This window comes from Amycolatopsis sp. CA-230715, assembly GCF_018736145.1.
In the GTDB taxonomy this organism is placed as follows: domain Bacteria; phylum Actinomycetota; class Actinomycetes; order Mycobacteriales; family Pseudonocardiaceae; genus Amycolatopsis.
On the sequence record NZ_CP059997.1, the window covers coordinates 9,584,086 to 9,611,083 of the forward strand.

Consider the following 26,998-nt stretch of genomic DNA (forward strand, 5'->3'; position numbering starts at 1 on the left):
GGCCGCCTTGTTCTCCTGAAATCCTCACCGGCACTTTTCCTTCGTACGAACGAAAACAGGGAGGTCAGCGTGCGCACAGCCGAGTCCGGCTCGACGGTGGACACGAACTACGAACTGAGCCATCTGCGGGTGCTGGAGGCCGAAGCGATCCACGTCCTCAGGGAGGTCGCCGCCGAATTCGAACGCCCAGCACTGCTCTTCTCCGGTGGCAAGGACTCGGCCGTGCTCGCCCATCTCGCCGCGAAGGCCTTCCGGCCTGCGAAGCTGCCGTTCCCCTTGGTACACGTGGACACCGGGCACAACTTCGAGGAGGTGCTGGCGTTCCGCGACGACTGCGCGGCACGGCTGGGCGCGAAGGTCGTGGTGGGGTCGGTGCAGGACGACATCGACGCGGGCAGGGTCACCGAGAACGGGCCGTCGCGGAACCCGCTGCAGACCACGACGCTCCTGCGCACCATCGAGGAGAACGGGTTCGACGCCGCGTTCGGCGGGGCAAGGCGCGACGAGGAGAAGGCGCGAGCGAAGGAGCGGATGTACAGCTTCCGCGACGAGTTCGGCCAGTGGGACCCGCGCGCCCAGCGCCCCGAACTGTGGTCGCTGTACAACGGCCGCCACCGCAGGGGCGAGCACATCCGGGTGTTCCCGCTGTCCAACTGGACCGAGTTCGACGTCTGGTCCTACATCGGCGAGGAGGCGATTCCCCTGCCGTCCCTGTACTACGCGCACGAACGGACGGTGTTCCGCCGCGACGGCATGCTGCTCTCCGCCCACCGGCACCTGCGGCCGTCGGCCGCCGAAAGGACGTTCGAGGCCACGGTCCGCTTCCGCACCGTCGGGGATGTCACGTGCACCGGGTGCGTCGAATCGACCGCGGCGACCGTCGAGGAGGTCATCGCCGAGACCGCGCTCTCGCGCCTCAGCGAGCGCGGCGCGACCAGAGCGGACGACCGGATCTCTTCGGCCGGAATGGAAGATCGCAAGCGGGAAGGATACTTCTGATGAGCACGTTGCTCCGGATCGCCACCGCGGGCTCGGTCGACGACGGGAAGTCGACGCTGATCGGCCGCCTGCTCCACGACTCGAAGGGCGTGCTGGAAGACCAGTGGGCCTCGGTGGAACAGACCTCCCGCGAACGCGGGCACGACCACGCCGACCTGGCCCTGCTCACCGACGGCCTGCGCTCGGAACGCGAGCAGGGCATCACCATCGACGTCGCCTACCGCTACTTCGCCACCGCCAAGCGGAAGTTCATCATCGCCGACACCCCCGGCCACACCCAGTACACCAGGAACATGGTCACCGGCGCCTCCACCGCGAAACTCGCCATCGTGCTCGTCGACGCGCGCAAGGGCCTGCAGGAGCAGTCGCGGCGGCACGCGTTCCTCTCGTCGCTGCTGGGCATCCGGCACGTCGTGCTCGCGGTCAACAAGATGGACCTCGTCGGCTGGGACCGGCGCCGGTTCGAAGAGATCCGCGACGAGTTCCACGCCTTCGCCGGGCGGCTCGACATCTCCGACGTCACCGCGATCCCGGTTTCCGCGCTGCACGGCGGCAACGTGGTCACCCGATCGTCCACATCGGACTGGTACCGCGGCCCGACGCTGCTCGACCACCTGGAGGAGGTCTACGTCGGCAGCGACGAAAACCTCGTCGACGTGCGGTTCCCCGTCCAGTACGTGATCAGGGACCCCGGTTCGGAACGCCGGTACGCGGGCACCGTCGCCGGTGGCGTGCTGCGCCCCGGCGAGGAGGTGATCACGCTGCCCGCCGGCACGGCGACCAGGATCGGCGCGATCGAAGGTCCCACCGGCCCGCTCGACGAGGCGTTCCCGCCCATGGCGGTGTCGCTGACCCTCGACGACGACATCGACGTCTCGCGCGGCGATGTGCTCGCCCGCAAGGGGAACCAGCCGCGGCTGACCCAGGACGTCGACGCGATGGTGTGCTGGATGAGCGAGCGGACCGAGCTCGCCGACGGCGCGGAGCTGGTGGTCAAGCACACCACCAGCACGACGCGCGCCAGGGTCTCCTCGCTGGAGTACCGGCTCGACGTCAACACGCTGCACAGCGACCGTTCGGCGACTTCGCTGGCGTTGAACGACATCGGCAGGCTGAAGCTGCGCCTGCACAAACCCCTCGCCGTGGACGACTACCGCCGCAACGCGACCACGGGCTCGTTCATCCTGATCGACCCGGCGACGAACGGCACCGTTGGCGCGGGCATGGTGCTGCCCGATTCGGCGCGCGACGACGAGCGGGCGCCCACCGCGAGCCCGAACGTCGTGCGGCACGCCTCGCTGGTCGGCCCCGAGGACCGCCAGGCGCTGGGGGCGACGATGTGGTTCACCGGCCTGTCCGGCTCCGGCAAGTCCAGCATCGCGATGGCCGCCGAACGCGACCTGCTCGCGCACGGGCGGCCCGCCTTCGTGCTCGACGGCGACAACCTGCGGCACGGGCTCAACGCCGACCTCGGGTTCAGCCTCCGCGACCGCGCGGAGAACCTGCGCAGGCTGGCGCACGTCGCCGCGCTGATCGCCGCGTCCGGCCAGATCGTGCTGGTGCCCGCGATCAGCCCGCTGGCCGAACACCGCGAGCTGGCGCGCCAGGTCCACTTCGACGCCGGGGTCGCCTTCTTCGAGGTGCACGTGGACACGCCGCTGGAGATCTGCGAACGGCGGGATCCGAAGGGCCTGTACGCGAAGGCGCGCGCGGGCGAGATCTCCGACTTCACCGGGATCGGCAGTCCGTACGAGGCGCCGGACGACCCCGATCTCCGGCTCGACCACACCCTCGGCTCCGCCGATCAGGCCGCCCGGCTCATTTCCTTGCTGCACGGGTGAAAACCCGCGAAGAGGGCCTCCTTCCCACGGGAAGGAGGCCCTCTTCCGGTCGGCGGTCAGCCGGTGACACGCCCAGGCCCGCGCATCGCGCGGAAGGCGGTCCAGGCCAGCGTCAGGATCGCGAGCGCGGCGGCCACCAGCAGCAGCACCGGGACCGGCAGCACGTGCTCGACGATCGCGAGCAGGTACGGCACGCCGAAGCCGAGGTAGGCGATCGCCTGGAAGATCGCGGTCAGCCTGCCCAGGTTCTCCGTGCTCGCCATCTGCTGGACCTCCATCAGGCCGCACACCAGGCAGCAGCCGTACCCAGCGCCCAGCACCACCGCGGAAACGGCGATGAGCCACCACTGCCCGATCCCTGCGGCGATCGCCCCGAGCACGAGGCCGCCCATCACGATGCCGAGCGCGGTCGCGATCAGGTACGGCTTGTCCGGGTGGCTGACGCGCCTCGCCAGCGGCTGGACCAGGATTCCGGCGACCATGGTCAGCGTGGTGATCACCGCGCTGAACACCAGCGCGGTGTCACCGAGCTGGTCCTTCACCAGACCGGGCAGGTAGGCGAGCGCGATCGAGGACGCGCCGAACACCCACGGCGCCAGCGGCGCGACGACCGTCCAAAAGCGACGGCGGCTCGCCTCGGGCAGGCGCAGCGGCGACCACAGCGCGGCCGACCGGTTCCCCTGGTGGATCTCCGGGGTGCGCAGCACGAACGGCACCGCCAGCAGGGTCAGCGCCACGTGCGGCACGTACGAGCTGAAGGTCGGGGCCGGTGCCCACTGGGCGAGCAGGCCCGCCGCCAGCGGTCCCGCGGCGAACCCCGCGGTCATCGCGATCGTCGCGCGCCGGGCGCCGGTGTGCTGGTCGTGCCCGGACCCCGCGGCCGTGAGCTCCTTGATCCACGCGGTGCCCGAGCTGAAGGCGGCGCCGCTGGCCACCCCGGCGACCAGCCGCCCGACGAACAGCAGCGCCAGCACCGAACCGCCGAAGATCAGCACCACGCTGGCGATCGCCGAGATGACCAGCGCGGGCACCAGCACCCGCCGTCGGCCGTAGCGGTCGGAAACCGGGCCGCCGAGCAGCAGGCCGGGGATCAGGCCCGCGGCGTAGAGGCCGTAGGTGGCTTCCACGGTCGCGTTCGAGACGCCCAGCTCGGTGCGGTACATCAGCAGCAGCGGGGCGAACTGGTTCGCACCCCAGCCGACGGCCGCGACGCCGAGCGCGATCGCCAGCCAGGCACGGCTGCCGATGTGGACGGGCGTGCGTTCGCCGGTGGTGGTGGGCCTTTCCTCCGTCTTCCTGTCCTCGGTTTTCACTGTCTGATCGGTCATGTCTCGATACTGACCGTAGCCATCGGCCGTAACAAGCGGCGTGAACGCCACCATGCGTACAATTCAGGCCATGGCTACCGTCGCGCTCGCCGTGACCGACGGGATGCCCCTGTTCGAGCTGGGCATCCCATGCACGATCTTCGGCCAGGGGAACCCGCACGCGGTGAACGCGGGTTACGAGCTGACGATCTGCGCGTCCGAAGGGGCGCGCGTCGGCGGCTGGCTGCGCGCGGAAGCGTCGCACGGCCTCGACGCGCTGGTGGACGCCGACACGGTCGTCGTCCCCGCCTGCGACGCAGCGATGGACGCCCCGCCCGCCGACCTGGTGGACGCGGTGCGCGCGGCACACGACCGGGGCGCGCGGGTGGCGTCCATCTGCACCGGCGCCTTCGTGCTCGCCGCCGCGGGGCTGCTCGACGGGCGCCGCGCGACCACGCACTGGATGTACGCGGACCGGCTCGCCCGCCACTATCCCCGCGTCGACGTGGATCCCGGCGTGCTCTACATCGACGACGGCGACGTCCTCACCGCGGCGGGCCAGGCGGCCGGGATCGATCTGTGCCTGCACATGGTCCGCGCCGACCACGGCGCCGCGGTGGCGAACGGGCTGGCGAGGCGCCTCGTGGTGTCCCCGCACCGGTCCGGCGGCCAAGCCCAGTTCATCGCCGCGCCGCTGGCCGAGGCCGAGGAGCGCGGGGCCGACGACCGGCACGATCTGAGCGGCCTGCTCGACGCCACCCTGACGCGGCTCGGTGAACCGCTGACCGTCGCGGACCTGGCCCGTGAGGCGAACATGAGCCTGCGCAACTTCGGTCGGCGGTTCACCGCGGTCACCGGCACGAGCCCGCTGCGCTGGCTACTGACCCAGCGCATCAGGCGCGCCCAAGAGCTGCTCGAAACCGGCGACGACAGCGTGGAGCAGATCGCCGTGCAGGTCGGAATGGGCACCGCCACCACGCTTCGTCGCCATTTCAACCGGATGGTCGGGATTTCGCCGACTGCCTACCGTCGCGCGTTCACCGAGGACCGCGCACACCCAGCGCGCGCGGAAGCCTGAATCCCCACTCCCCTGCACTGTTCATCTTTCCTGTTGCCACTCAAGCCTTTCCGTCGCGATGATGGGAATCCGGCCGGACGACGCACCACAGTTCAGTCCATAGTGGATCGAAAGATGGAATGGCCGAAATGGTTTCCGAGAACAACGAAACGCGTGCCGCGGACCGAATGGTGATCTTCGACTGCGACGGCGTGCTGGTGGACAGCGAGACGCTTTCGGCGCGGGTCGTGGTGGAAATGGCGGAGCGGCTGGGAGTGTCCTTCGACGCCTCCGCCGCGCTCGCCTTCATCCAGGGTCGCAAGGTCGCCGACTGGGTCGCCGAACTCGGCACGACGGCGGGGCGGGAGATCCCGGACGACTTCGTCCCCGAGTTCCGCGCCCGGTGCGCGGCCGCCTTCGATCGCGACCTGACCGGGATCGAAGGCGTCGAAGCCGTGCTCGCGGGGCTCGACGAGCACTACTGCTGCGCGTCGAGCGCGCCGCCGGACAAGATCCGGCACACCCTCGGGCGCACCGGGCTCCTGCGCTTCTTCCCCGCCGACCGCGTGCACAGCGCCTACCAGGTGGGGATCTGGAAACCCGATCCCGGCCTGTTCCTGCACGCCGCCGAAACACACGGTGTGCCACCCGAACGGTGCGCGGTGGTCGAAGACAGCGCGCCAGGCGTGCTGGCGGGGCTGCGCGCGGGCATGACCGTCTTCGGCTACGCCCCGGACGGCACGCCCGCGGCCGACGCCGGTGACCGGGTCACCTGGTTCGGCGCCATGCGGGAACTACCCGAGCTGCTGCGGCGGTGGGCGGCGGACCTGCCCTCGCCCGCGGCGGCGGTCTCCATCCGGAACGGAGGAACGCCCTGATGTCCTTGCTGCGGAAGAACACCACCGATCTCACTGTGCTGGAAAAGCTCCAGCGGGTCACCGACGCCGCCGAAATCTGGTGGGACTCGCCGCCCGCGGACTTCCCCGCCTGGCGCGACGGCGTACTCGACCGCGCGCCCGATCCCACCACGCGCAGGCGCTGGACGGCGCAGTTCGACCGGTTCATGGTGCTCGACGATCCGGCCAACTCGCTGGTCCGCGGTGTGACGACGAACCCGTCGCTCATCGCGAAGAGCGTGCTGAACTCGCCGGAAACCTGGTCGCGCGAAGTGCGCAGGCAGGCGACCCAGCAGCAGGAGTTCGACCCCGAGCCGGTGTTCGGCCTGGTCTACCGCGAGGTGGTGGCCCGGTCCGCGAACGCCATGATGCCGATGTGGCAGCACTCCGGCGGCCGGTACGGCTGGGTTTCCGCCCAGCTCGACCCGAGGAGCATGTTCGACGCGCAGGCGATGCTGGCGCAGGCGGTCGAACTGGCCGGGCTGGACCCGAACGTGATGGTGAAGGTGCCGGGTACCCCCGCGGGGTACGAGGTGATCACGGAACTCGTGTCCCGCGGCATCTCGATCAACAACACGCTCACCTACACCGTGCCGCAGTTCATGGAATGCGTGCGCGCCGTCGAAACGGGACTCGCCGCCGCGAAGGCCGCCGGTGTCGACACCGAGCGCTGGCGCGCCGTGATCACCCACATGATCGGGCGGTACGGCGCCAACGGGGATCTGCTCGCCGAGGCCGAGGAGCACGGCGTCGACCTGACCCCGCTCGACGTCCGCTGGGCGGAGGTCGCCGTGCTCAAGCGGATCGACCGGATCCTGCGCGCGCGGCGCCATCCGGTGAAGATGCTGTTGTCCAGCCTTGAGGTCGAGCATCCGTCGGTGGACGCCGGCCTGCTCAGCATGCACCTCGAACAGACCGCGGGCGCGGAGCTCGCCTACACCTGCAAACCGGATTTCATCGAAGCGACCATGCGCAGGGACGGCGAACTGACCGAGTTCGACCGCGACGCCATCGAGCGCCCGGTGCCCCCGGCGGTGCTCGGCAAGCTCGAACGGCTGCCCTACTTCCGCAACGCGGTCGAACCCGACGGCATGCGGCCGGACCAGTTCGCCGGGCACGGCGCGTTCGTCAGCACGCACGCCGAGGTCAACCGGAACACGCGCCGCCTGCTCGACTTCATCGAGCGGCACATCGACGGACTGCCCGCGAGCGCCCGCCGCGCCGGGAGCCTGCTGCCGGCCCGGCACTGACCACACGCGACACTCGAAAGGAGAAGGACGTGACCGAGAACGAAAAGCCGCTGATCATGGTGGTGGGGTGCGGTGATCTCGCGGCGCGCGTGCTCACGCTGCTGCTGAACACCCCCGACACGAACCGGGTGGTGCTCGCCGGGCGAGATCTCGAAAAGACCACCAGGACGGCCAACCTGGCCATGCTCACCGCGGCGAACCTCGGGGTGCTCGGCGACGTGCGGGTCGAGCGCGTCGATCTCGACGACGTAGCCGCGACCGCGGAGACGATCGCGGCCGTGCGGCCGGACATCGTCTTCATGGCGGCCTCCCTGCAGTCGTGGCGGATCATCACCAAGCTGCCGAAGCCCGTTTTCGAGGAACTCGACGAAGCCCAGCTCGGCCCGTGGCTGCCCATGCACCTGACGCCGAACTACCTGCTGGCACAAGCGATCCGCGAATCCGGCACGGCACCGAAGGTGGTCAACGCCGCCTACCCCGACGCGGTCGGCCCGGTACTGGCCAAGGCAGGGATGGCGCCGACGACCGGGATCGGCAACGTCGGCAACATCATCCCGGCGCTGACCTACGGCCACGCCATCGAGGCGGGCGCCGACCCGGCCGCGGTCGAGGTGAAACTGGTGGCACAGCACTACTTCAGCCACTACGTCCCCCGGTTCGGCGACGAGGGGAACGGCGCGTACCACCTGGCGGCGACCGTGCACGGCGAGCCGCTGGAAGGCGTCTCGCACCGCGCGGTGTTCGCGCACCTGAGCGGGCGGCTCCGCCGTCTCGGCGGCGACGCCGGGCAGCTCCTCACCGCTTCGTCGGCGATGCGCGTGCTGCACGCGATGGCGACCGACAGCGGCGTGCTGGCGCACGTGCCGGCACCGGACGGGCTTCCCGGTGGTTACCCGGCGCGGATCGGCCGCGACGGCGCGACCCCGGACCTGCCCGGTGACCTGCCGCTCGACGACGCGATCGCGATCAACGAGGACTGCCAGCGCGCGGACGGCATCGAGCACATCGACCAGGACGGCACGGTGACCTTCACCGACCGCGAAATGGCCGTGATGCACCGGCTCCTCGGCTACGAGTGCCGGACCATGCGGCTCGTGGACACCGGCGTCTGGGCCGACGAACTCGCCGGACGGTACCGGAAGTTCGCCGAGCAGGCCGCCGCCTGACCGCACACCGACCACAGGGAGTTTCGCGATGCACACCCAGACACTCGGCTGCGAGATCGAAGTCCCGTACGAGGACTCGTACAACGAAAACCTCACCCCCGGTGAGGACTTCGCGCGCGCCGTCGCCGCGAGGACGGACGAGGACGAGATCGTCGTCCCGTTCCACGCCTACCTGCCCGCGTCCTTCCCGCTGCTGAAGACGCGGCCGCGGTACATGGTCCGGCACCTGCTCAAGGTGGGCAGGGTCCGCGAAGGGCACGGCGAATACCTGGAGGAGTTCACCGGCGTCGACCGCGGGCCCAGCGGGACCGCGTACCAGGCGACCCCGGAGTCCACGTTCGGCTCCGGGCTCAAGGAAGCCGGTTTCACCGATGTCGAGATGGCGCTGAACGTGCCGGTCGAATTCGTCCGGCAACCGGGTCTGCTGGCCAGTTTCATCGACTACCGCATGTTCGTTCGCATGTGGACCCAGGAGAACGAGATCCTGTTGTACGGCAGCAAGGACGGCAAGATCGAGGGCCTGCTCAACATGAAGGGCCTGCGCCACCAGACGGGGCGGCGGGACGTGTTCCGGGAACTCGCGCTCGCCGCGTCCGAAGTGGAGGAAACCGGTGGCTCGTGCGACGGCGCGGTGATGCACCCCGAGTTGTACTGGCTCGCCGCGGAAAACGGGTTCCTGAACAGGTTCAAGGAAGCCGGGGTCACCGTGTCGCGAACGAGGATGGTCCCGCGCGGCAAGGCGCTGCTCGGCGACTTCCGCGCCGGGGCGACATTGCTCAACCCCAACATCTCCTCGATCACGCTGAGCAGGGACCCCGGATCGGCCGCGCGCCGGGTCATCACCGCGCGGACCCGGCTGGGGCTCGCGGTGCACGTACCGCAGCACTTCGTCCTCCTCGAGCAGGACGAGGGCTGAGCCGTGCGGCCCGTCGTCCTGTACATCACCGGCATGATGCGCTGCGGCAGCACGTTCGTCGGCAACGTCCTCAACGAACTGCCCGGTGCGGTGCACATCGGCGAGCGGTACTTCCTGTGGAAGAACGCCGTGCTCCGCGACGGCACGAACACCCTCTGCGGCTGCGGGCTCGACCTGCTCGACTGCGAGGTCTGGGCGAAGCACCTCGGCGGCGCGAGCGGCCCGGACCGCAAGGGCGCGGAACGGCTGTGGGACCTGCAACAGCGCTTCCTTCGCACGCGGCACACCGCGCCACGGCTCGCGGAATCGCTCGGCCGCCGCCGACGTCCGTCCGAAGTAGACGAACTGGGCGACGCGATCGCCGGGATCCACCACGCGGTCGCCGAGGCGAGCGGGGCCGGCGTCGTCGTGGACAGCTCCAAGTACGCTGCGGACGCCGCCGTGCTGGCCGCGCGGGACGATCTCGACGTACGGGTGCTGCACATCGTGCGCGATCCCAGGGCCACCGTGACCTCGTACCTGGCGCCGAAGAACTACCTCGAGCGGATGAGCGCGCCGCGGACGCTGGCCTACTGGGCGGGGTTCAACGTCGCCTCGGAAGTGGTCGGGGCCGCCGTCGGCGCGGCGAAGTACCTCCGGATCCGGTACGAGGACTTCACCCGGCGGCCGCGCGAGGTGACCGACGAGATCGCCCGCTTCGCCGGGTACTCCGACGCGAACGCCATCTCCTTCGATTCCGCGTCGGTCGTGCTCGGGGGCAACCACACGGTCACCGGCAACCCCGATCGGCTCCGCCACGGCCGGATCGAAATCCAGCGGCACGAACGCTGGCGCGACACCATGCCGCTGCCGGGGAAGCTGGCCGCCTTCGCCGGTGTCGCACCGTTGATGCTCCGGTACGGCTACCGGTAGCGCGGCTCAGCGCAGCCCGGTCCTGCTCGCCGCGGCGCCGATCGCGGCGAGCAGGTTCCCGGCGCACTCCGGACGGCAGACGAGCAGATCCGGGAGGCTGGGCGAAACGTTGCCGTAGACCAGTTCCGAGCCGTCCGCCCTCGACGTGTGCGCACCCGCCGCGGCGGCCACGGCGACCGGGGCCGCACTGTCCCATTCGTACTGACCGCCCGCGTGCACGTAGGCGTCGGCGGCACCGGTGAGCACCGCGATCACCTTGACCCCGGCCGATCCCATCGGCACGGTCTCGATTTCGATCTCTTCCGCCAGCGCGTCGATCAGGGCGGGCCGGTGGCTGCGGCTGACCGCGACGCGAAGCGGGCCGTGCGGCTCGCGGGCCGGGAGCCGCACGGGTTCGTCAGTGGCGTAGGTGCGGCCGCGCGCGGGTAGTGCCACCGCGCCCGCGATCGGCTTTCCCCGCGCGGCCAGCGCGACGTGCACGGCCCAGTCCGTGCGATCGCGGTCGCAGTACTCCTTCGTGCCGTCGAGGGGGTCGATGATCCAGAGCCTGCCGTTCAGCTCGGCGGGATCCGGCAGCTCGGCGCCTTCCTCGGAACGGACGGCGTCACGCGGCCGGTGCCGCCGCAACGACTCGGCCAGCAGTGCGTGGGAGCGCCGGTCCCCCTCGTCGCCGAGCTTGCGGCCGACCGGCCCGGTCGCTCCCCGGCGCAGATCGAGCAGCAGTTCCCCGGCCGTGGTGGCGAGCGACCTCGCCAGTTCGTGGTCGTCCATCGTGAATCCCTTGCCGTAGCGGGGTTTTCGGCATTATCCCGCGAAGACGGCCGCCGAGTCCCGTGCGCACTCGCACACCTCAAGCATCCCGTGCCGTCAGGGATTCGATTTCGGTCACCGGCCCGGCGTCATCGGTGAGCAGCGGGCCCATCCCCAGCTCGGCTCCCGCCCGCTGCCACCGCCGCGCCTGCTCCTCGGTGCGGAGATCACCGACGAGCACCGCGATCCCGGCACGCCGGACGAACGCGATCAGCTGGCTCACCCCGGTGACGGCGGCCGACTCCTCGTCGACGGCGTGCCGCACGAGGCGGGAGTCGAGGCGTACGGCGTGAACCGGCAGTTCCTCCAGCAGCACCAGCTCACCCGGTGTCGCGCCGAAATCGTCCAGCAGCACGCCGATTCCCAGCCCGGCGAGCACGCGCGCGTTGTCCGCGGCCTCGCGCGCGGTACCGAGCAGCGCCTCCGTCGGCAGGCCGAGCCACACCCGTTCGGCCGGCGTCCCGGCGCGCTCCAGTGTTCGCCGGACCTTCCCGGCCAGGCGCGGATCGACGAGCTGGTTCGCTGTGAGAGGAACCAGCAGCGTCAGGTCCGCGGCACCGCACTCCGCCTTCTCCAGCAAGCCGTGTTCGACCAGCCACGCGCCGAGCTGGCCGAGCAACGCGGTCCGCTCGGCCAGGCGGAAGTACCGCTCCCTCGGCAGCACGCCCAGCTCCGGGTGTTCCCACCGCAGCCGCGCCTCGACCCCGGTGAGCACACCATCGGCCAGTCGCACCAGTGGCTCGTAACCGACGCCCAGTTCCCCGTTCTCCCACGCACCGGGCATGGCGGCCACCAGGGCGAAGTCCTCCCTGGCGCGCGAGTCCCACACCGGGTCGTACCGTTCCCACCGGCCGGGACCGGTGCTCTTGGCTCGCCGCATCGCGAGATCCGCCGAGCGCAGCAGCTCGGCGGGTTCGGCGGTGCGGGAAAGGTCTTCCACCACGCCGAAACCGGCCGTCACCGCCAGTCCGACGCCCTCGACGTAGACCGGTTCGGACAGCGTCTCGTTGATCCGCCCGATCATCGTCGCCGCGTCCGGCGAGGTTGCCGAACTCTCGATCAGGATGCCGAACTTGTCGCTCTCGAACCGCGCGACCATCGCGTTCTCCCCGGCCACGACGGACCTGAGCCGTTCCGCGACGGTCCGCAGCAGGCTGTCTCCCGCCTTCCTGCCGAGCCCGTCGGTGACCAGGGAGAACCCGTCGAGGTCCGCGTGGTACAACGTCGCGGGGTGCGGCTGGTGCAGCACGTGCTCGAGATGCGTGCTGAAGAACTGGCGGTTCGGCAGCCCGGTGAGCATGTCGTGCAGCAACTGGTGGCGCAGCTGGTTCTGCAGCAGCGCCAGGTCCGCGTCGTCGGCCACGATCGTCACGTACTGGCCGGTCTCGTGCGCACCGCGCAGGAGCGAGGCGGTCAGCGTGATCTGGGACAGGTCCCCGTCCTTGGTGGCGAAGCGCGGGCGCGACCGCAGCCGATCGATCCGGCCGTCGCGGAGATCGCGGTACCCGTCGCGAAGGGACTGCCGATCCGGCTCGTGCGCGAACTCCACCAGGTTGCCGCGCTCGACCTCGCCCGCCGTCCGGTCCAGGATCCGGTGCAGGGCGGGATTCGTGCGGACGAACTCCCCGTCGGGCCCGGTGACCGCGATCCCGCTCGGCGAACTGACGAAGATCTCGTCCAGCTGGGCCTCACTGGCCGCAAGTTCCTGCTGTGACGCGCGCACCGCGGCGACCAGTGCCTGGTTGAGCGTGTCCTGCTGGTCGACGACCGACGCGCGGACCGCTTCCACGTAACCGGACGCCAGCGCGCCGAGCACCTTGGCGACGCGCTCCGCGAACCGGTCGGCGGCGCGGCCCTCCGCCGGCGCCAGCAGTGCCGAGGCGAGGACGTCCACCGTGCACTGCAAGCTCGTCTTGCCGACGCAGTGCAGCCGGACCAGCTCGGCGCCGACCTGCGAGGCGCTCTCCGTGGCGGACCGGCCCCCGCTCACCGCTTCCAGCAGCCGGTCGAGCAGGCCGAGGAACTCGCGTTCGATCTCGTCTTCCGGCAACGGGACGTAGACCGCGCGCTGGATGAGATAGGCCCATTTCCGCGCGACCTTCGCGCGTTCGCGCTGCGACGCGAGGGGCTGCGCACCGGCAGGCCGCGCCGGTTCCTCGGACGGCAACGGCCTGGTCATGACGCCGGGCGGCGGATCTTCTCGGCGACGCCGCCGTAGATCTGCGCGTTGGCTTCGGGATTTTCCGAGATGTCGCCTGGCCCGCCCGGCCGCCACAGCGCGCATCCGGTCAGCCCCGGCTCGACCAGTTCGAAGTCGCCGAACATGGCTTCGATCTCCTCGTACGTCCGGGTCGTCGCCCGGTCCCTTCCCCTGGACTCGTTGAACATCTCGACCGCGCCGTCGATCCGGTCGGCCTGCTGGTCGCTGCTCAGGTGCGAAATCGCCAGGTAACTCCCGACCGGGAGCCGGTCGCGGTGTTCGGCGAGCAGTGCCGGAAGCCCCTTCTCGTCCGGGATCCAGTGCAGCAGCGCCACCATTAGCACGCCGACCGGCTCGCTCAAATCGATCAAGCGGCGCACTTCCGGGCTGCCGAAAACCGCATCGGGATCGCAGAAGTCCGCCTCGACGATCGCCGCGCGGCCGGTCGACTTCAGCAGCAACCTGCTGTGCGACACCGCGATGGGGTCGCGGTCCACGTAGACCACCCGGCAGCCCGGGTCGATTCCCGAGGCGATTTCGTGCACATTGCCAACCGTGGGAATGCCCGACCCGAGATCGATGAACTGCCGGATGCCCTGGTTCATCATGAACCGGACGACCCTGCCGAGAAATGCCCGATTCAGGCGTGCGACGTCACGGACGCCCGGCATGATCCGCTCGGCGTACACCGCGGCATCGCGGTCGGCCTGGAAGTTGTGTGCACCTCCTAACAAAAAATCGTAGGTTCGCGCGCCGCTCGGGGTCGTCGTGTCGATACCCGCCGGAACCCAGTCCTGTTGCCGTGACATCGCTCGAGCACCTCGTTCGCCTGGGAGCACGCCAACTTACTCACCCGGCGTGCGCACCGAACAGGGCCATCCGCGTGATGGCGTTTCCCCCATCGGGTACTGTCGCGCGACGCCGGGCAGAGCCTATGGTGGCTCATCCGTTTCACTCAGCCGAGGAGAGGGAATGCCTGTCCCAACCGCCCCCGGCCGGTTGATCTTTTTCGGGCACACGTTGTCGATGTTGCGTCATCGCGTGCGGTTCACGTCATCCTTGCGCGAGCACGGCGAAATCATCGAGATCCACCTCGGCCCGCTTCGCACGTTTTTCCTGACCAGCCCGGCGTTGGTCACCCGAATACTGGTGACCGAGGGGGCGAATTTCTCGAAAGGCGCGATCTTCGACAGGTTCCGGCCGTTCATGGGCAACGGGCTGGTCATGTCGCAGGGGGATTTCCACCGGCGTCAGCGCCGGTTGGTGCAACCGGCGTTCCACCGCGACCGCCTCGCCTCCTACGCGGCGACGATGGTGCGCGTCGCGCGGGAGCAGACCGCTGCCTGGCAGGACGGCGAAGTGCGGCAGGTGGACGACGACATGCAACGCCTGGCGATCACCGTCGTCGGCGAAACCCTGTTCTCCACCGAACTGGGCAAGCAGGCCATCGCCGAGGCGCGGCGGTCGATCCCGATCGTGCTCAAGGAGGGAATGATCAGGGCACTGTCCCCGAAGTTCTTCGAGCACGTGCCGTTGATCCCCGCCAACCGCCGGTTCGACAGCGCCGTCGAACGGCTCCGGCGCATCGTGCTCGAAGTGATCGCGTCGTGGCGCGCGGACGGTGAGGACCACGGCGACCTCCTGTCCATGCTGATGCTCGCCGTCGACGAGGACACCGGCGATCGCATGACCGATCAGCAGGTCTACGACGAGGTGATCACCCTGCTGACCGCGGGCAGCGAAACCAGCGCCGTGACGCTGACGTGGTTCTTCCACGAAGTCGCGCGGAACCCGGAAATCGAGCGGCGGATCCTGGACGAACTGGACCGGGTGCTGGCGGGCCGCCCGGTCACCGTGGACGACCTGCCCGCGCTGGAATACACCCGGCGGGTCGTCACCGAAACCCTGCGGATGTATCCGATCTGGATCCTGATGCGCCGGGCACTGACCCAGGTCGAGATCGGCGGATTCCCGTTCCCCGCCGGAACGGAATTCATGCTCAGCCCGTACTCACTGCATTTCGACCCGAGGTACTATGCCGACCCGGAGCAATTCGATCCGGATCGCTGGCTGCCCGAGCGAGCCGCCTCGCTGCCGAAGGGCGCGTTCGTCCCGTTCGGCACCGGCGCTCGCCAGTGCGTCGGGAAGTCCTTCGCGGAAACCGAAATCACCATCGTCGCGGCCACCGTCCTGACCCGGTGGCGCCTCGTTCCGGTGCCGGGAAAACCGGTGCGGACCAAGGTGACCTCGGCGGCCTACCCGGACCGCATGCCGATGACCGCGCTGCCGCGAACCTAGTTTTTCTTTCGCATTCATCACGACTGGAGGCACTTGCCCGTGAATTGGTTCCGCGGTGGACGCCGCGCTTCGACCCGACGATTCGTCGCCGCCGCTTCGACCGTCGCACTGCTCGCTTTCCTGCCGGCACCCGGCGTCGCACAGGCGGCCGGATCTTCCTGCCGGGAAATATCGTTCCCGGTGACGCTCGTGCTCACGCCCCAGACGATCCGCGGCACGCTGTGCGTCCCCGACGGTGGCGCGAACACGGTGCACGTCCTCGTCCCCGGAGGCACGTACAACAGGTCCTACTGGGACATCGGGTACGAGCCGGAGATCCGGTCCTACCGGCGGGCGATGAACGAGGCCGGGTACGCCACGCTCGCCATCGACCGGCTCGGCACCGGCACCAGTTCCGTACCGCTGAGCGTCCTGCTGACCACGATCACCGAGGCAGGAACGGTGCACGAGGTCATCGGGCAGCTGAAGTCCGGCGAACGGGGACCGCGGTTCGCCAAGGTGGTCCTCGGCGGGCATTCGTACGGCTCCGCGATCGCGATCGTCGAGGCCGCGACCTTCCACGACGTCGACGGCGTCCTGATCACCGGGCTGGCGCACCGGGTGAACGTCGGTGGCGCGATCCCGGTCTTCGCCTCGATGTACCCGGCGGCGCTCGACCCGAAGTTCGCCGGTGACGGCCACGATCCCGCCTACATCACCAGCCTGCCCGGCACCCGGTACTCGCTCTTCCACCGGCCAGGTCCGGAGGTGCCGGGCGCGATCGCCTTCGACGAGTCCACAAAGGACACTTCGGTGGAGACCCAGGCACTGGACCTGTTCGCACTCGGCGTGATCACACCGTACTCGCTCCTGATCGACAAACCCGTCATGATCGCGCTGGGCCAGGACACCGTCTTCTGCGGACTGCTCGCCACCGACTGCTCGTCCGCGGACGGCATCAAGCAGACCGAGCAGCTGTACTACTCACCGGCCGCGAACCTGCACACCTACGCGCTGCAGGGCTACGGGCACGCGATCAACTACGCGCCCAACGCACGCGACTACTTCCGGGCGGTCGCCGACTGGGCGGACCAGGAAGTGGGGCGCTGACCGCCGGGACTGGTCCCGTCAGTGCGCGCGCGGGACCCTCGGCCGCTGCCCCGGCTCCTGCGTCGGCGGTTTCTGGTCCTTCCCGGGGAAGGTCGGCGCGGGCAGGTTCGACGCCTCGTAGCGCGAGAGGGTCAGCGGGCCGCTCGTGTCCGGCATGGTCGGCGGCTGCGCTTTCTGGTCGTCGAACCGGAAGGCCGAGGTCAGGTCGCCGAACGTCCGGCGGCGCCAGTCCGAGATGTTCGGCTCGGCCACGCCGGTGACCTTCTCCAGCAACCGCAGCGTCGAGGTGTGGTCGAACGGCTCGCTGCACACCCAGCCGCCCGCGGTCCACGGCGAGACGACGATCGCGGGCACCCGGTACCCGGCGCCGACGGGCAGCCCGTTGCCCTTCGTCCCGCCCGGCGAGGTCTTGGTGACGAACTCGTGCGGGGTGCCCGCGGGCGGTGTCGGCGGGACGACGTGGTCGAACAGCCCGTCGTTCTCGTCGTAGTTGAGGATGAACGCGGTTTTCGCCCACACGTCGGGGTTCGCCGCGATCGCGTCGATCTTGCTGGCGACGAACGCGGCGCCCTCGGCGGGTGTGTAGTCCGGGTGTTCGGACGCGGTGGAGGTGCAGATGATCCACGAGACGGCGGGCAGCTTGTCGTTGCGCGCGTCGTATTCGAACTGCCCCTCGGGCCGGTGCGTCAACCCGTTGACGTACAACGGGGAATCCTTCGGCGCGGCGCGGAAGTTCGCGAACTGCTCCAGCATGTTGCAGCCGTAGGTGTCGCTCTGCTCGTAGACCTTCCAGCTCACCCCCGCCTTCGTGAGCCGCTCGGCGTAGGTGGTCCAGGTGTAGCCGCCCGCGGGCGCGTGGTTGTCGAGGATGGGGCCGCCGTGCTCACCGTCGGGATCGATGGTGCCGGTCATCCACATCATCCGGTTCGGCCAGGTCGGCCCGAACACCGAGCAGTGGTAGGCGTCGCAGACGGTGAACGCTTCGGCGAGCGCGAACTGGAACGGGAGATCGGCGCGCGTGTGGTATCCCATCACGTACGGCCCGTTCTTCCCGTCCGCCTTGCGGTGGGCGGGCAGCCAGTTGTCCATCCTGCCGCCGTTCCAGGCGTCGTGCTGGACCTGCCACGCGTGCGAGGTGGACGGGATCTTCTGCGCGTTGGTGGCGTGCGTGTCCAGGTGGAACGGCAGCGCGTAGCCTGCGGGATTCTGCGGATCCGGCTGGTAGAACACCGGTTTGCCGTTGGGCAGCTTCGCCGCGTGCGGGTCGTTGAACCCGCGGACGCCGGACAGCGTGCCGAAGTAGTGGTCGAACGACCTGTTCTCCTGCATCAGCAGCACCACGTGCTCGATGTCGCGCAGGGAACCACGTGCCGGCGCTTCCCGCGCCAGCGCGCGCTGGACGTTCGGAGGCATCAGGGTGGCCGCGGCCGCGGTGGCGGCGGCTCCGGCGGCGGAGCCGAGCAGGCGGCGGCGTGTCAGTTCGGTCATGGCCACACCTTCGTCACCGCGCGCGCCGAAAGATGGTGCCACGTAAGGACTCCGGGTGAACACGGGGTGAAAGCTGCCGCCGAACCGGGCGTACCGCGCGAATCCCGATCGCGCGACACGGGCACCCGCGATAGGGGCCTTCGGTTGGCCGTTGGGGGTACGAGCGTTATCTTCAACCCGGTGCGGAGTAGACGATCGGGGCGAAGGGCGCGCCATGGGACATCCGGCTGACCGGGATGGCACGACGGAATCCCAGTTCGTGGTGCCCGATGTGGGCTGGCCCGCGGTCGAAAGCACGCCGGAACCCCCCTCGATGCTCGGCGGCCGGTACGAGGTGGGCAGGCTGATCGGCCGCGGCGGCACCGCGCGCGTCCACCGCGCGTTCGACACTCAGCTCAACCGCGAGGTCGCGGTGAAGGTCTTCCACCACGACGCGCTGGCGGTCGAGCAGCGGCGGCGGCTGCGGGAGATAACCATCCTCAGCAGCCTCGACCACCCGTGCCTCGTGCCGCTCTACGACACCGGAGAACAGGACGGGCAGACGTTCCTGGTGATGCGGCTCGTCGATGGGGAGAACCTCGCCGACCGCCTGCAGACGGGGCCGATGTCCCCCGGCGAGGTCACCGAGCTGGCGAAGGCGCTCGGCGACGCACTCGCGCACGTGCACGAACGCGGCATCACCCACCGCGACCTCAAGCCGGCCAACATCCTGCTCGGCCAGGACGGCCCGATGATCGGCGACTTCGGCATCGCGCGGGCGCTGGACATGACCAGGGTGACCGCCACCGGCGCGGTCGCGGGTACCGCCGCCTACCTCGCCCCCGAGCAGGTGCTCGGCCAGCCGGTCGGCGCACCGGCGGACGTCTACTCGCTCGGCCTGGTCCTCATCGAATGCCTCACCGCCGAACGCGAGTACGACGGGAGCCTCGCCGAGTCCGCCGTGGCGAGGCTGAACCGGCCGCCGCGCGTTCCCGTCGACGTGCCGCCGGACCTCGTCGCGCTCCTGCGGTGGATGACCGCCAGCAAGCCGTCGGCGCGGCCGACCGCGGCCGAGGTGACCCGCTCCCTCACCGATCCGGGTTCGGTCAAGCCCCGTGCCGCGGTGTCCTCCGGCCACCGGTGGCGGCGTCCCCGCGTGCTCGCGACCGGCGCCGTCGTGACGGCCGCCGCCGCCGCGTTCACGCTCATCCTTCCCGGGGCGCTCGGCCCCACGCCGTCGAAGAACCAGCAACCGGCACCACCGACGGCCGCTCCCTCCACCGCACCGCCGCCCCCGCCGGTCATGGTCACCGCGGCCGCCGACACGCACGGCGGCCCGCCGCCACGAATCACCGTCACGGCGACGCCGGTGACCGAAGTGGCGCCGCCGGTGACCGTGACCGGCGAGGCGAAACCTCCGCCGAAGGCCCCGCCGACGGTCCCGTCGAAGGCTTCGGGACCGCAGGGCGGGAACAACGGCAAACCAGGCAAACCCGGCCACGGCCCCGGGAGGAAGAAGGGCGAGTAGCCCGGCGTCAGTCCACTGTGGACAAGGAACTGCCCGCGCGTGGCGTGACGGGCAGGCCCGACTCCTTCCACGCCGCGAACCCGCCTCTGACGTCTCCGACCGCGGTCAGTCCGAGCAGGTCCCCGACCTGGCGCGCGGCGAGGCTCGAGGTGTAGCCCTCGTTGCAGAACAGGATGATCTCCCGGTCGAAGTCGCCCTCGGCCAGTTCCTTCAGCCGCCAGCGGCTGGTGACGTCGAGACGCCATTCGAGCACGTGCCGGGAAACCGCGACGGCGCCGGCGATCTCACCACCGCGCAGCCGGTACTCCAGCGGCCGGAGATCGACGAGGAGCGCGCCCCGGCGGACGGCGTCGGCCGCTTCCTCCGGGAGGTACCTGCGTAGCCCCGAAGTCGCTTCGGCGAGCTTGCGGGAGATCACGTCTTCGTGCGCGGTCATCGCCGCGCCGCCCGCGCCGTCGCGGCGAGCGCTTCGAGATCGCCGGTGGCCGGTTCCGGGGAGTCGCAGGGGATTTCCCGCAGGTGGTGCAGGCCGGAATCCAGCCAGCAGTAGAAGTTCATCGCACTCAACGGCCGGGAGTAGGCGTGGATCGTCACCGCGGGCGTGGTGTCGGTGTTGACGAGGTTGTGCAGGTATTCGGTACCGAAGGCGACCGCGTCACCGGCCCGGTGCGCGCGGGTGCGCAGGCGCGACGCGCCCGCGTCGGCGGCGTAGTCCTCGACCAGCGCGCCACTCGCCACCGCGAACGCGCCGACACTGCCGCCGTGGTCGTGCAGCAGGGTGTCCTGGCCGAACTCCCAGCAGATCAGCCACACCTCGACCAGTTCGTCGCGGTGGAGCCTGGTGAAATAGCGCTCGGCGAGGTCGAACCGGACCTGCGGCGCCCACACGTCCTGGCGTGCCACGACGCCGGAAACCATGCGCCGCAACGCGCCCGGCCGGATCCGGGTGCCGTCGAGATCGGCGGCACGCGGGCACAGCTCCGCCGGGAAGACCGGGGTACTGGTTGTCATCACGAGACAGCTCCTCTGCTCGGACCCGCGGCGTGCCGGGACGCGGGTGCCACCCTCGCCCCCGCCCACCGGCGGGTCATCTCGTCCGAGTGGCCCCGCCCCGCGTCCCGCGACGCGCTGCCGAACCACCCGAAGACCGTTCTGGAATTTTCAGTTCGCGCTTCACCCGCACGGTGAAGCGCTCTTGATCATAACCGTCGCCCGGCGCCCGGTCAGCCGCCGAACGCGCGCCTAGTGCTCGCCGTCGAGTTCGAGGGAGTCGCCGAGCTCCGCGAAGATGAACACGCGCACGGCGTGCCCGGTGACCGGGTGCACCTGCGCCAGGTAGGCGTGCACCTTCGCCGCCACGATTTCCTCGACGGCGCCGATGAAATCCTCGCGCGTGGCCTCGTGCAGCGCCTCGTGGTGGCGGATCACCGCCTCGCGGTAGCCGCGCTCGCCGAGCACGCTGTCGCCCGCGGTGAGGCTGTCGATGGACAGCACCACGAGGCTCACCGGCTCGTCCTGGCTCACCGAAACCTTGACGTTGCTCGGGCCACGGCCGTAGAAGGACCGTTCGAGCTGGGTGATCTTCTCCGCGACGGCGTTGCGCTGCGCGCGCGTGATCTGCACGCCGGTCCCCTCTCCTCCACCGGAGTCTGGCTGACCACCCTACGGCCAGCCGTGCGGAACGGCCGCCCGGAACCGCCGGGAGCTGTGTTCCATTGCACAGTGTTCGAGGCAGGTGACGCGGAGTGCTCCCGATAGGGTCGCTCGTCGTGACCACGCTCGACGAGAACGACCTCGACCCGACCGACGCGCTTTCGTCGGTGCCCGCCGCGGGCGCGCGCAGGGCCGCGCCATCGGCCGGGCGGCTCAAGTTCTGCTACGGGCCGATGGACTGCGGGAAGTCGACGCTCGCGCTCCAGATCAACCACAACCACGCCAGGCAGGGCAGGCGCGGGCTGCTGCTGGTCCGCCACGACCGCTCCGGCGCGCCGCAGATCACCAGCCGGATCGGGATCACCAGCACGGCCAACGAGGTCGGCGCCGACACGGACCTGCGGGCACTGGTCAAGGAGCAGTGGGCGGCCGGACGGCACGTCGACTACCTGATCGTCGACGAGGCCCAGTTCCTCTCCCCCGTCCAGGTCGAGCAGCTGGCCGAACTCGCCGACGACGTCCAGGTCGACGTCTACTGCTTCGGGATCGCGACGGACTTCCGCAGCGAGCTGTTCCCCGGCGCGCGACGGTTGTTCGAACTCGCCGACGAACTGCAGCCGGTCCAGGTCGAAGTGCTGTGCTGGTGCGGCGCGGCCGGGCGGTTCAACGCCCGCGTCCGTGACGGCGAAGTGTTACGAGCGGGCGACACGGTAGTGGTAGCCGACACCGAACCGGGTATGGTTGAAAGTTCAGCTATGCCACCGAGGGAGGCCGAACCGACTACGATGCGTTACCAAGTATTGTGCCGCCGCCACTACCGATTGGGACACCTCGGTCCCGCGACGGCCCAACACGGTCAGTTACGGCTGACATGATTGGTAGGACGACTCGCCCGAACGGGTGATCTCCCCAAGAAGACCTCTGTAAACGCGTCACGTCAGGGGCGGAACCGCCTCCTAACAGAGGAAGCTGTTGTCGACGGGTGACGCAGCTCATCGTGAGCAACGACATGCTGGCCGGGGAATCCTGCCGACCCGCCGGTCGTTGCATACAGTGAGCATCACCCAGGCTCTCCCTGGAGCCGACTGAAAGGACCCCATCATGGCCGACCGTGTTCTCCGTGGAAGCCGGCTGGGAGCGGTCAGCTACGAGACCGACCGCAATCACGATCTCGCACCGCGCCGTACGGTCCGGTACGCCTGTCCCAAGAACCACGAGTTCGAGGTGCCGTTCTCCGACGACGCCGAGATCCCGCCGGTGTGGGAGTGCCGCCTGCACGGCAGCGAGTCCGAGATCATCGATGGCGAGCAGCAGGAGCAGAAGAAGGTCAAGCCCCCGAGGACGCACTGGGACATGCTGCTGGAGCGGCGTTCGATCCCGGAGCTCGAGGACTTGCTGAACGAACGTCTCGCCGAGCTCAAGGGCCGTCGGACCTCCCGCTCGGCGTAGTTGAGTAGCCCGTTCCCACCACAACACCGAAGAGCCCCCGTGACCTCCCGCCACGGGGGTTCTTCGCTGTCCGGGGTCAGCCGCGGCGCGCCAGCCGGCGAGCCTGCGCCCAGCGCCGCCGCGCACCCCACGTGCCGACGCGCAGGAACGCCTCCCTGATGATCGAGCCGCTCATCTTCGACTCGCCGATCTCGCGCTCGGTGAAAGTGATCGGCACCTCCACGATCTCGAACCCCGCGTCGGCGGTGCGCAGCGTCAGATCGATCTGGAAGCAGTAACCGTGCGAGGCGATCTCGTCGAGCGCGAGCTTTTCGAGCACCTCGCGCCGGTAGGCGCGGAAGCCGGCGGTGATGTCCTTCACGCCGACGCCGAGTGCGAAGCGGGAGTACAGATTGGCGCCCCGCGACAGGATTTCGCGTTGCTTCGGCCAGTTCACGACGCTGCCGCCCGTCACGTACCGGGAGCCGATCACCAGGTCCGCGTCACCGAGGGCGTCGAGCAGGCGCGGCAGGTCCTCCGGCGCGTGCGAGCCGTCCGCGTCCATTTCGACGATCGTCGCGTACTCCCTGGCCAGGCCCCACCGGAAGCCCGCGACGTAGGCGGCGCCGAGGCCCGCCTTCTCGGTCCGGTGCAGCACGTGCACGCGGTCGTCGTCCGCGGCGAGCTTGTCCGCGATCTCCCCCGTCCCGTCCGGGCTGCCGTCGTCGACGACCAGCGCGTGCGCCTCCGGCAGCGCGGCGCGCAGTCTGCGCAGGATCGGCGGCAGGTTGTCGCGCTCGTTGTAGGTGGGGATCACCACCAGCACCGGTTCGATCCCCTGTGCCCTTCGCGGCGCCTGCGCCATCCGCTGTCCCTCCCTGCGAGGCGGCTACCCGGCCGCCCCTGTTCGCGTCTGCTCCGCGCGCCGGCTCTTCCGCCGTCGCGCGATCCCCGCCAGCACCCCTGCCACGGCCGCGGCGGCGAGCACGTACTCCGGCCACGCACCGAGCCGGTCCGCCACTGTAGTCGTGGTGCGCAGCGGCACGCTCTCCACCAGCGACGCGGGCGTGAACATGCCCGTCGACCGGGTGACCGTGCCGTCGGGCTGGATGATCTCGCTGACCCCCGTGGTCGCCGCGACCACCACCGCCCTGCTGTGCTCGACGGCACGCAGCCGCGACATCGCCAGGTGCTGGTAGGTCATGTCGCTGTGCCCGTACCAGGCGTTGTTGGTCGGCGAGGTCAGCAGTTCGGCGCCCGCGTCCACGGCTTCGCGCCCCGGGTAGTCGTAGGCGACCTCGTAGCAGATCATCGCGCCGACCTTCGTACCGGCGACCGCCAGCGCGGCCGGGTCGCCGTTGCCGGGGACCCGCTCGTCGATGGAGCGCGTGAACGGGCTGACCAGTTCGGTGAGGGCGCGCGCGGGCACGTACTCGCCGAACGGCACCAGCTGTTGCTTCGTGTAGCGCTGGCCCTGGCCGGTTTTCGGGTCCCAGACCAGCAGCGCGTTCTCGAAGTGGCGGCCTGGCAGTTCGTAGGACGCGCCGATCAGCGCGGGCACCCCGAAATCGGCGACGAGCCGGTCGAGGCGCGGGTCGGGCCCGTCGACGGCGGTGGCGGTCTCCGGCCAGACGACCAGATCGGGCTTGGGTACCTTGCCCGCCTTGATGTCCGCGATCAGGCGCTCGCTCTCCGCGAGATGCGAGCTGCGGAGATCGGCGCCGTTGACGAACAGCCCGAGCCCGGTGTCCGGTGCGCTGCCCTGTACCGCCGCGACGGTCCTGGTGCCGTCCTGCGCCCCGGTACCGATCGTCGGCCACACCGCGAGACCCGCGACGACCGGGAGCAGCGCCGCGAGCGCGGGCACCACGACGGGCCGCCACGCCCGCGCGCGCAGCCGCAGGATCACCCAGGCCAGCCCGAATCCGGACAACGCGACGGCGAACCCGACGAGCGGGGCGCCGCCGATCGAGGCGAGCGACAGGTAGGCGCCCTCCGGCTGGCTGAACGCGATGCGGCCCCACGGGAAACCGCCGAACGGGAACCACGCTCGTGGCGTCTCGGCCGCGACGGCGACGAGTGCGAGCCAGAGCGGGGCGAAGGGAAGCAGTTGGACGAACGAGCCGAGCCCGCCGACGAGCCCGAAGTAGAGGGCCAGCACCGCGGACAGCGCGAGCCAGGGCAGCGGCCCGAAATCGGGGCCGACGAAGTCCTGGATCCAGGTCAGCAACGGCAGGAAGAGCCCGATCCCGAATGCCGTGCCGTAGCCGAAACCGCCCCAGAACCGGCGGCCGTGCAGTACCAGCCCGAACCCGGCGAAGGCGAGCGGCGCGACCCACCACAGTGGACGCGGCGCGAAGCTGAGGAACAGGACGAACCCGGACGCGGCGGCACCGAAGAGGCGAACCAGCCACGGGAACCAGGCACGACGTCCGTCCGAACGCGACTCTTCCGGCAGCGCGGGTTCCGGGTCGGCGAGTGTTGCGGGCACCAGCAAACTCTAGGTGGTCCGGGTTGAAGCCGGGTTATGGCGCCTACGCTTCGAAGATCGTCCGTCCGCCGCGCACGGTGCGCAGGCACGCAGGCAGTGGCGTGTCCGGGTCGAGCCTCGGCAGCGGCGGCACGCCGGACCGCGGATCGGTCGACCAGCGCTGCACGCGCGAATCCGAGCCCGCGACGACGAGGTCGTCGGCGGCCCAGACCGCGTAGTGCGCGGGCGCGCCGGGAACGAGGCTGCCGGTGATGCCGTCGGTGATCCCGGCCGCGCGGTGCCCGCCCCTGGTGTGCGCGGTGAACGCGGCGCGCGGCGAGAGGCCCGATCCCGGGGTCCGGTGCAGGACGGCGGCGCGGACGGCGGCCCACGGGTCGAGCGCGGTGACGGGGGTGTCGGAGCCGAACGCGAGCAGGACGCCTTCGGACGCGAGCGCGGCGAACGGGTTCAACCCGGCGGCGCGCTCCACGCCGAGCCTGGTGGCGTACATCCGGTCTTCGCCGCCCCACAGGTCGTCGAAGAGGGGCTGCATCGACGCGGCGACGCCCCAGCCCGCGAGCGCCCGTATCTGTTCGCGCGTAACCATTTCGACGTGTTCGAGGCGGTGGTGCGCGCCCGCCAGCGCGCGCCTGCCGACAGTTTCTTCGGCGATCGCGAAGCCCTCGACGACGGTGCCGATCGCGGCGTCGCCGATGACGTGGAACCCGGCTTGCAAGCCCGCCTCGGTGCACGCGATGACGTGCTCGGCGACGGTGCGCGCGTCGATGTAGGCGGCGCCGTCGGTGTCGGCGTCGTCGTGGTACGGGCTGGTCAGTGCCGCGGTGCGGGACCCGAGCGCGCCGTCGGCGAACAGGTCGCCCGCCAGTCCCGCGACGCCGAGCCGCTTGGCCGTGTCGAGTGCGCCGAGCTCACCCCAGTACGCGGTGACTTCCGGGGTTCCCGGCCCGGCCAACGCGATCAGGTCGGCGAGGTCCTCCTCGCCCGAGATGTCCGGGCCACCGCATTCGTGCACGCTCACGACACCGCGGGCGGCCGCCGTGGCGAGAAAAGCTTCCTGCGCCCGGCGCCGCTGCTGACCGGTGATCGCCCCGCGCGCGGCGGCCCGGACCAGGTGGTGGGCCTCGCGGGTGACCGTGCCTTCGGCCGACCAGCCTTCCGCGGCGCGGACCTCGGGTGCCAGCTCGACGAGCGCGGTCGAGACGAGGGCGGAATGGACGTCGATCCGGCTCAGGTAGACGGGCACGCCCGCGGCGGCGTCGTCGATTTCGGCGCGGCTGGGCAGGCGAGGGCTCGACCAGGTGCTCTCGTCCCAGCCGTGGGCGAGCAGCACCTCCCCCGGCCGCGCGGCCGCGCGGACCGCGGCGAGCAGGTCGCCCGCGTCGCGCACCTTGGTCAGGTCGAGGCCGGTGACGTGCAGGCCGGTCGCGGTGGCGTGCACGTGGGCGTCGACGAAACCGGGCGTGACGAACGCGCCGTCGAGGTCGACCACCTCGGCGCCGGGGTGCAGCGCGCGGGCGGGGCCGTCCTGGCCGACCCAGACGACCGCACCGTCGGTGACGGCCATCGCGGTGGCGTCGGGGGAACTCGGGGTGTGGATCCGCCCGCCGGTCAGCAGCGTCGTCTTCGCTTCGGTCACGGTGGCCAAGTCTGCCTGGTCGCCGAGGCGGTTCGTCCGCCGGGCACGAACCAC

The 26,998-nt window shown here is 70.3% G+C and carries 24 protein-coding genes; 13 read left to right on the plus strand and 11 right to left on the minus strand.

The window, feature by feature from the left end; all coding sequences use genetic code 11:
• The first annotated feature begins 69 nt into the window (after positions 1 to 69).
• Both cysD and cysC read left to right on the plus strand, forming a co-directional pair.
• The gene (gene cysD, locus HUW46_RS44300) at positions 70 to 999 is read left to right on the plus strand and encodes a sulfate adenylyltransferase subunit CysD (protein ID WP_215544615.1); all 930 of its coding nucleotides are present in this window, start codon (positions 70 to 72) and stop codon (positions 997 to 999) included.
• Positions 999 to 2,840 carry an adenylyl-sulfate kinase gene (cysC, locus tag HUW46_RS44305; RefSeq protein ID WP_215544616.1) on the plus strand — a complete coding sequence of 614 codons (1,842 nt, stop codon included), beginning with the start codon at positions 999 to 1,001 and terminating at the stop codon, positions 2,838 to 2,840. The genes cysD and cysC overlap by 1 nt, the downstream gene beginning before the upstream one ends.
• A 56-nt stretch (positions 2,841 to 2,896) precedes the next feature.
• On the opposite strand, the gene HUW46_RS44310 is transcribed toward cysC, so the two are convergent.
• Positions 2,897 to 4,168, minus strand: a complete 1,272-nt coding sequence (locus HUW46_RS44310) for an MFS transporter (protein ID WP_215544617.1) — start codon at positions 4,166 to 4,168, stop codon at positions 2,897 to 2,899.
• Between the two features lie 70 nt (positions 4,169 to 4,238).
• On the opposite strand from HUW46_RS44310, the gene HUW46_RS44315 reads away from it, so the two are divergent.
• From HUW46_RS44315 to HUW46_RS44340, 6 genes are all read left to right on the plus strand, one after another.
• A complete protein-coding gene (locus tag HUW46_RS44315; protein WP_215544618.1) occupies positions 4,239 to 5,225 on the plus strand; it encodes a helix-turn-helix domain-containing protein in 987 nt (328 codons plus the stop codon).
• Between the two features lie 128 nt (positions 5,226 to 5,353).
• Positions 5,354 to 6,082 (plus strand): HAD family hydrolase, encoded by a 729-nt coding sequence (locus tag HUW46_RS44320; protein WP_215544619.1) that lies wholly within the window; start codon positions 5,354 to 5,356, stop codon positions 6,080 to 6,082.
• Positions 6,082 to 7,350, plus strand: a complete 1,269-nt coding sequence (locus tag HUW46_RS44325) for a transaldolase family protein (protein ID WP_215544620.1) — start codon at positions 6,082 to 6,084, stop codon at positions 7,348 to 7,350. The genes HUW46_RS44320 and HUW46_RS44325 overlap by 1 nt, the downstream gene beginning before the upstream one ends.
• 29 nt (positions 7,351 to 7,379) lie before the next feature.
• Positions 7,380 to 8,516, plus strand: a complete 1,137-nt coding sequence (locus HUW46_RS44330; protein ID WP_215544621.1) for a hypothetical protein — start codon at positions 7,380 to 7,382, stop codon at positions 8,514 to 8,516.
• A gap of 28 nt (positions 8,517 to 8,544) precedes the next feature.
• The gene (locus tag HUW46_RS44335) at positions 8,545 to 9,432 is read left to right on the plus strand and encodes a family 3 encapsulin nanocompartment shell protein (RefSeq protein ID WP_215544622.1); all 888 of its coding nucleotides are present in this window, start codon (positions 8,545 to 8,547) and stop codon (positions 9,430 to 9,432) included.
• A 3-nt stretch (positions 9,433 to 9,435) separates the two neighbouring features.
• Complete coding sequence (locus tag HUW46_RS44340) at positions 9,436 to 10,344, plus strand: sulfotransferase (protein WP_215544623.1); 909 nt, start codon at positions 9,436 to 9,438, stop codon at positions 10,342 to 10,344.
• 6 nt (positions 10,345 to 10,350) lie between these two features.
• Here the strand turns inward: HUW46_RS44340 and HUW46_RS44345 are convergent, their stop codons facing one another.
• The 3 genes from HUW46_RS44345 to HUW46_RS44355 form a co-directional block, all read right to left on the minus strand.
• On the minus strand, positions 10,351 to 11,115 hold the full coding sequence (locus HUW46_RS44345) for a 3'(2'),5'-bisphosphate nucleotidase CysQ (RefSeq protein ID WP_215544624.1): 765 nt from the start codon (positions 11,113 to 11,115) through the stop codon (positions 10,351 to 10,353).
• Between the two features lie 79 nt (positions 11,116 to 11,194).
• Complete coding sequence (locus HUW46_RS44350) at positions 11,195 to 13,333, minus strand: putative bifunctional diguanylate cyclase/phosphodiesterase (protein ID WP_215544625.1); 2,139 nt, start codon at positions 13,331 to 13,333, stop codon at positions 11,195 to 11,197.
• The gene (locus HUW46_RS44355) at positions 13,330 to 14,163 is read right to left on the minus strand and encodes an SAM-dependent methyltransferase (RefSeq protein WP_215544626.1); all 834 of its coding nucleotides are present in this window, start codon (positions 14,161 to 14,163) and stop codon (positions 13,330 to 13,332) included. The genes HUW46_RS44350 and HUW46_RS44355 overlap by 4 nt, the downstream gene beginning before the upstream one ends.
• Positions 14,164 to 14,326: 163 nt before the next feature.
• Here HUW46_RS44355 and HUW46_RS44360 point away from each other — a divergent pair, with 163 nt between their 5' ends.
• Together HUW46_RS44360 and HUW46_RS44365 are read left to right on the plus strand one after the other, a co-directional pair.
• Positions 14,327 to 15,652 (plus strand): cytochrome P450, encoded by a 1,326-nt coding sequence (locus HUW46_RS44360; protein WP_215544627.1) that lies wholly within the window; start codon positions 14,327 to 14,329, stop codon positions 15,650 to 15,652.
• Positions 15,653 to 15,760: 108 nt separating this feature from the next.
• The gene (locus tag HUW46_RS44365; protein WP_442861013.1) at positions 15,761 to 16,741 is read left to right on the plus strand and encodes an alpha/beta hydrolase; all 981 of its coding nucleotides are present in this window, start codon (positions 15,761 to 15,763) and stop codon (positions 16,739 to 16,741) included.
• Positions 16,742 to 16,759: 18 nt separating this feature from the next.
• Here HUW46_RS44365 and HUW46_RS44370 read toward each other — a convergent pair whose 3' ends face one another.
• Positions 16,760 to 18,229 carry a phosphocholine-specific phospholipase C gene (locus HUW46_RS44370; protein ID WP_215544628.1) on the minus strand — a complete coding sequence of 490 codons (1,470 nt, stop codon included), beginning with the start codon at positions 18,227 to 18,229 and terminating at the stop codon, positions 16,760 to 16,762.
• A 214-nt stretch (positions 18,230 to 18,443) separates the two neighbouring features.
• Here HUW46_RS44370 and HUW46_RS44375 point away from each other — a divergent pair, with 214 nt between their 5' ends.
• Positions 18,444 to 19,736: a serine/threonine-protein kinase gene (locus HUW46_RS44375; protein WP_254125569.1), complete on the plus strand. Its 1,293-nt coding sequence runs from the start codon at positions 18,444 to 18,446 to the stop codon at positions 19,734 to 19,736.
• Positions 19,737 to 19,743: 7 nt separating this feature from the next.
• Here HUW46_RS44375 and HUW46_RS44380 read toward each other — a convergent pair whose 3' ends face one another.
• The 3 genes from HUW46_RS44380 to HUW46_RS44390 all read right to left on the minus strand — a co-directional run bounded on the left by HUW46_RS44380 (position 19,744) and on the right by HUW46_RS44390 (position 21,359).
• Positions 19,744 to 20,172 (minus strand): rhodanese-like domain-containing protein, encoded by a 429-nt coding sequence (locus HUW46_RS44380; protein ID WP_215544629.1) that lies wholly within the window; start codon positions 20,170 to 20,172, stop codon positions 19,744 to 19,746.
• The gene (locus HUW46_RS44385) at positions 20,169 to 20,747 is read right to left on the minus strand and encodes a cysteine dioxygenase (RefSeq protein ID WP_215544630.1); all 579 of its coding nucleotides are present in this window, start codon (positions 20,745 to 20,747) and stop codon (positions 20,169 to 20,171) included. The genes HUW46_RS44380 and HUW46_RS44385 overlap by 4 nt, the downstream gene beginning before the upstream one ends.
• Before the next feature lie 231 nt (positions 20,748 to 20,978).
• Positions 20,979 to 21,359, minus strand: a complete 381-nt coding sequence (locus HUW46_RS44390; RefSeq protein WP_215544631.1) for a Na-translocating system protein MpsC family protein — start codon at positions 21,357 to 21,359, stop codon at positions 20,979 to 20,981.
• 146 nt (positions 21,360 to 21,505) lie between these two features.
• Between HUW46_RS44390 and HUW46_RS44395 the strand changes: the two genes are divergently transcribed.
• Both HUW46_RS44395 and HUW46_RS44400 read left to right on the plus strand, forming a co-directional pair.
• The gene (locus tag HUW46_RS44395) at positions 21,506 to 22,264 is read left to right on the plus strand and encodes a thymidine kinase (RefSeq protein ID WP_215544632.1); all 759 of its coding nucleotides are present in this window, start codon (positions 21,506 to 21,508) and stop codon (positions 22,262 to 22,264) included.
• A 226-nt stretch (positions 22,265 to 22,490) separates the two neighbouring features.
• A complete protein-coding gene (locus HUW46_RS44400) occupies positions 22,491 to 22,838 on the plus strand; it encodes an RNA polymerase-binding protein RbpA (protein ID WP_215544633.1) in 348 nt (115 codons plus the stop codon).
• 76 nt (positions 22,839 to 22,914) lie between these two features.
• Here HUW46_RS44400 and HUW46_RS44405 read toward each other — a convergent pair whose 3' ends face one another.
• The 3 genes from HUW46_RS44405 to HUW46_RS44415 are packed head-to-tail and all read right to left on the minus strand — an operon-like array spanning position 22,915 to position 26,944.
• Positions 22,915 to 23,682, minus strand: coding sequence for a polyprenol monophosphomannose synthase (locus HUW46_RS44405; RefSeq protein WP_215544634.1), 768 nt, complete (start codon positions 23,680 to 23,682; stop codon positions 22,915 to 22,917).
• Positions 23,683 to 23,706: 24 nt separating this feature from the next.
• The gene (lnt, locus tag HUW46_RS44410) at positions 23,707 to 25,308 is read right to left on the minus strand and encodes an apolipoprotein N-acyltransferase (RefSeq protein WP_442860890.1); all 1,602 of its coding nucleotides are present in this window, start codon (positions 25,306 to 25,308) and stop codon (positions 23,707 to 23,709) included.
• 43 nt (positions 25,309 to 25,351) lie between these two features.
• Positions 25,352 to 26,944, minus strand: coding sequence for an amidohydrolase (locus HUW46_RS44415; protein ID WP_215544635.1), 1,593 nt, complete (start codon positions 26,942 to 26,944; stop codon positions 25,352 to 25,354).
• Positions 26,945 to 26,998: the final 54 nt, after the last annotated feature.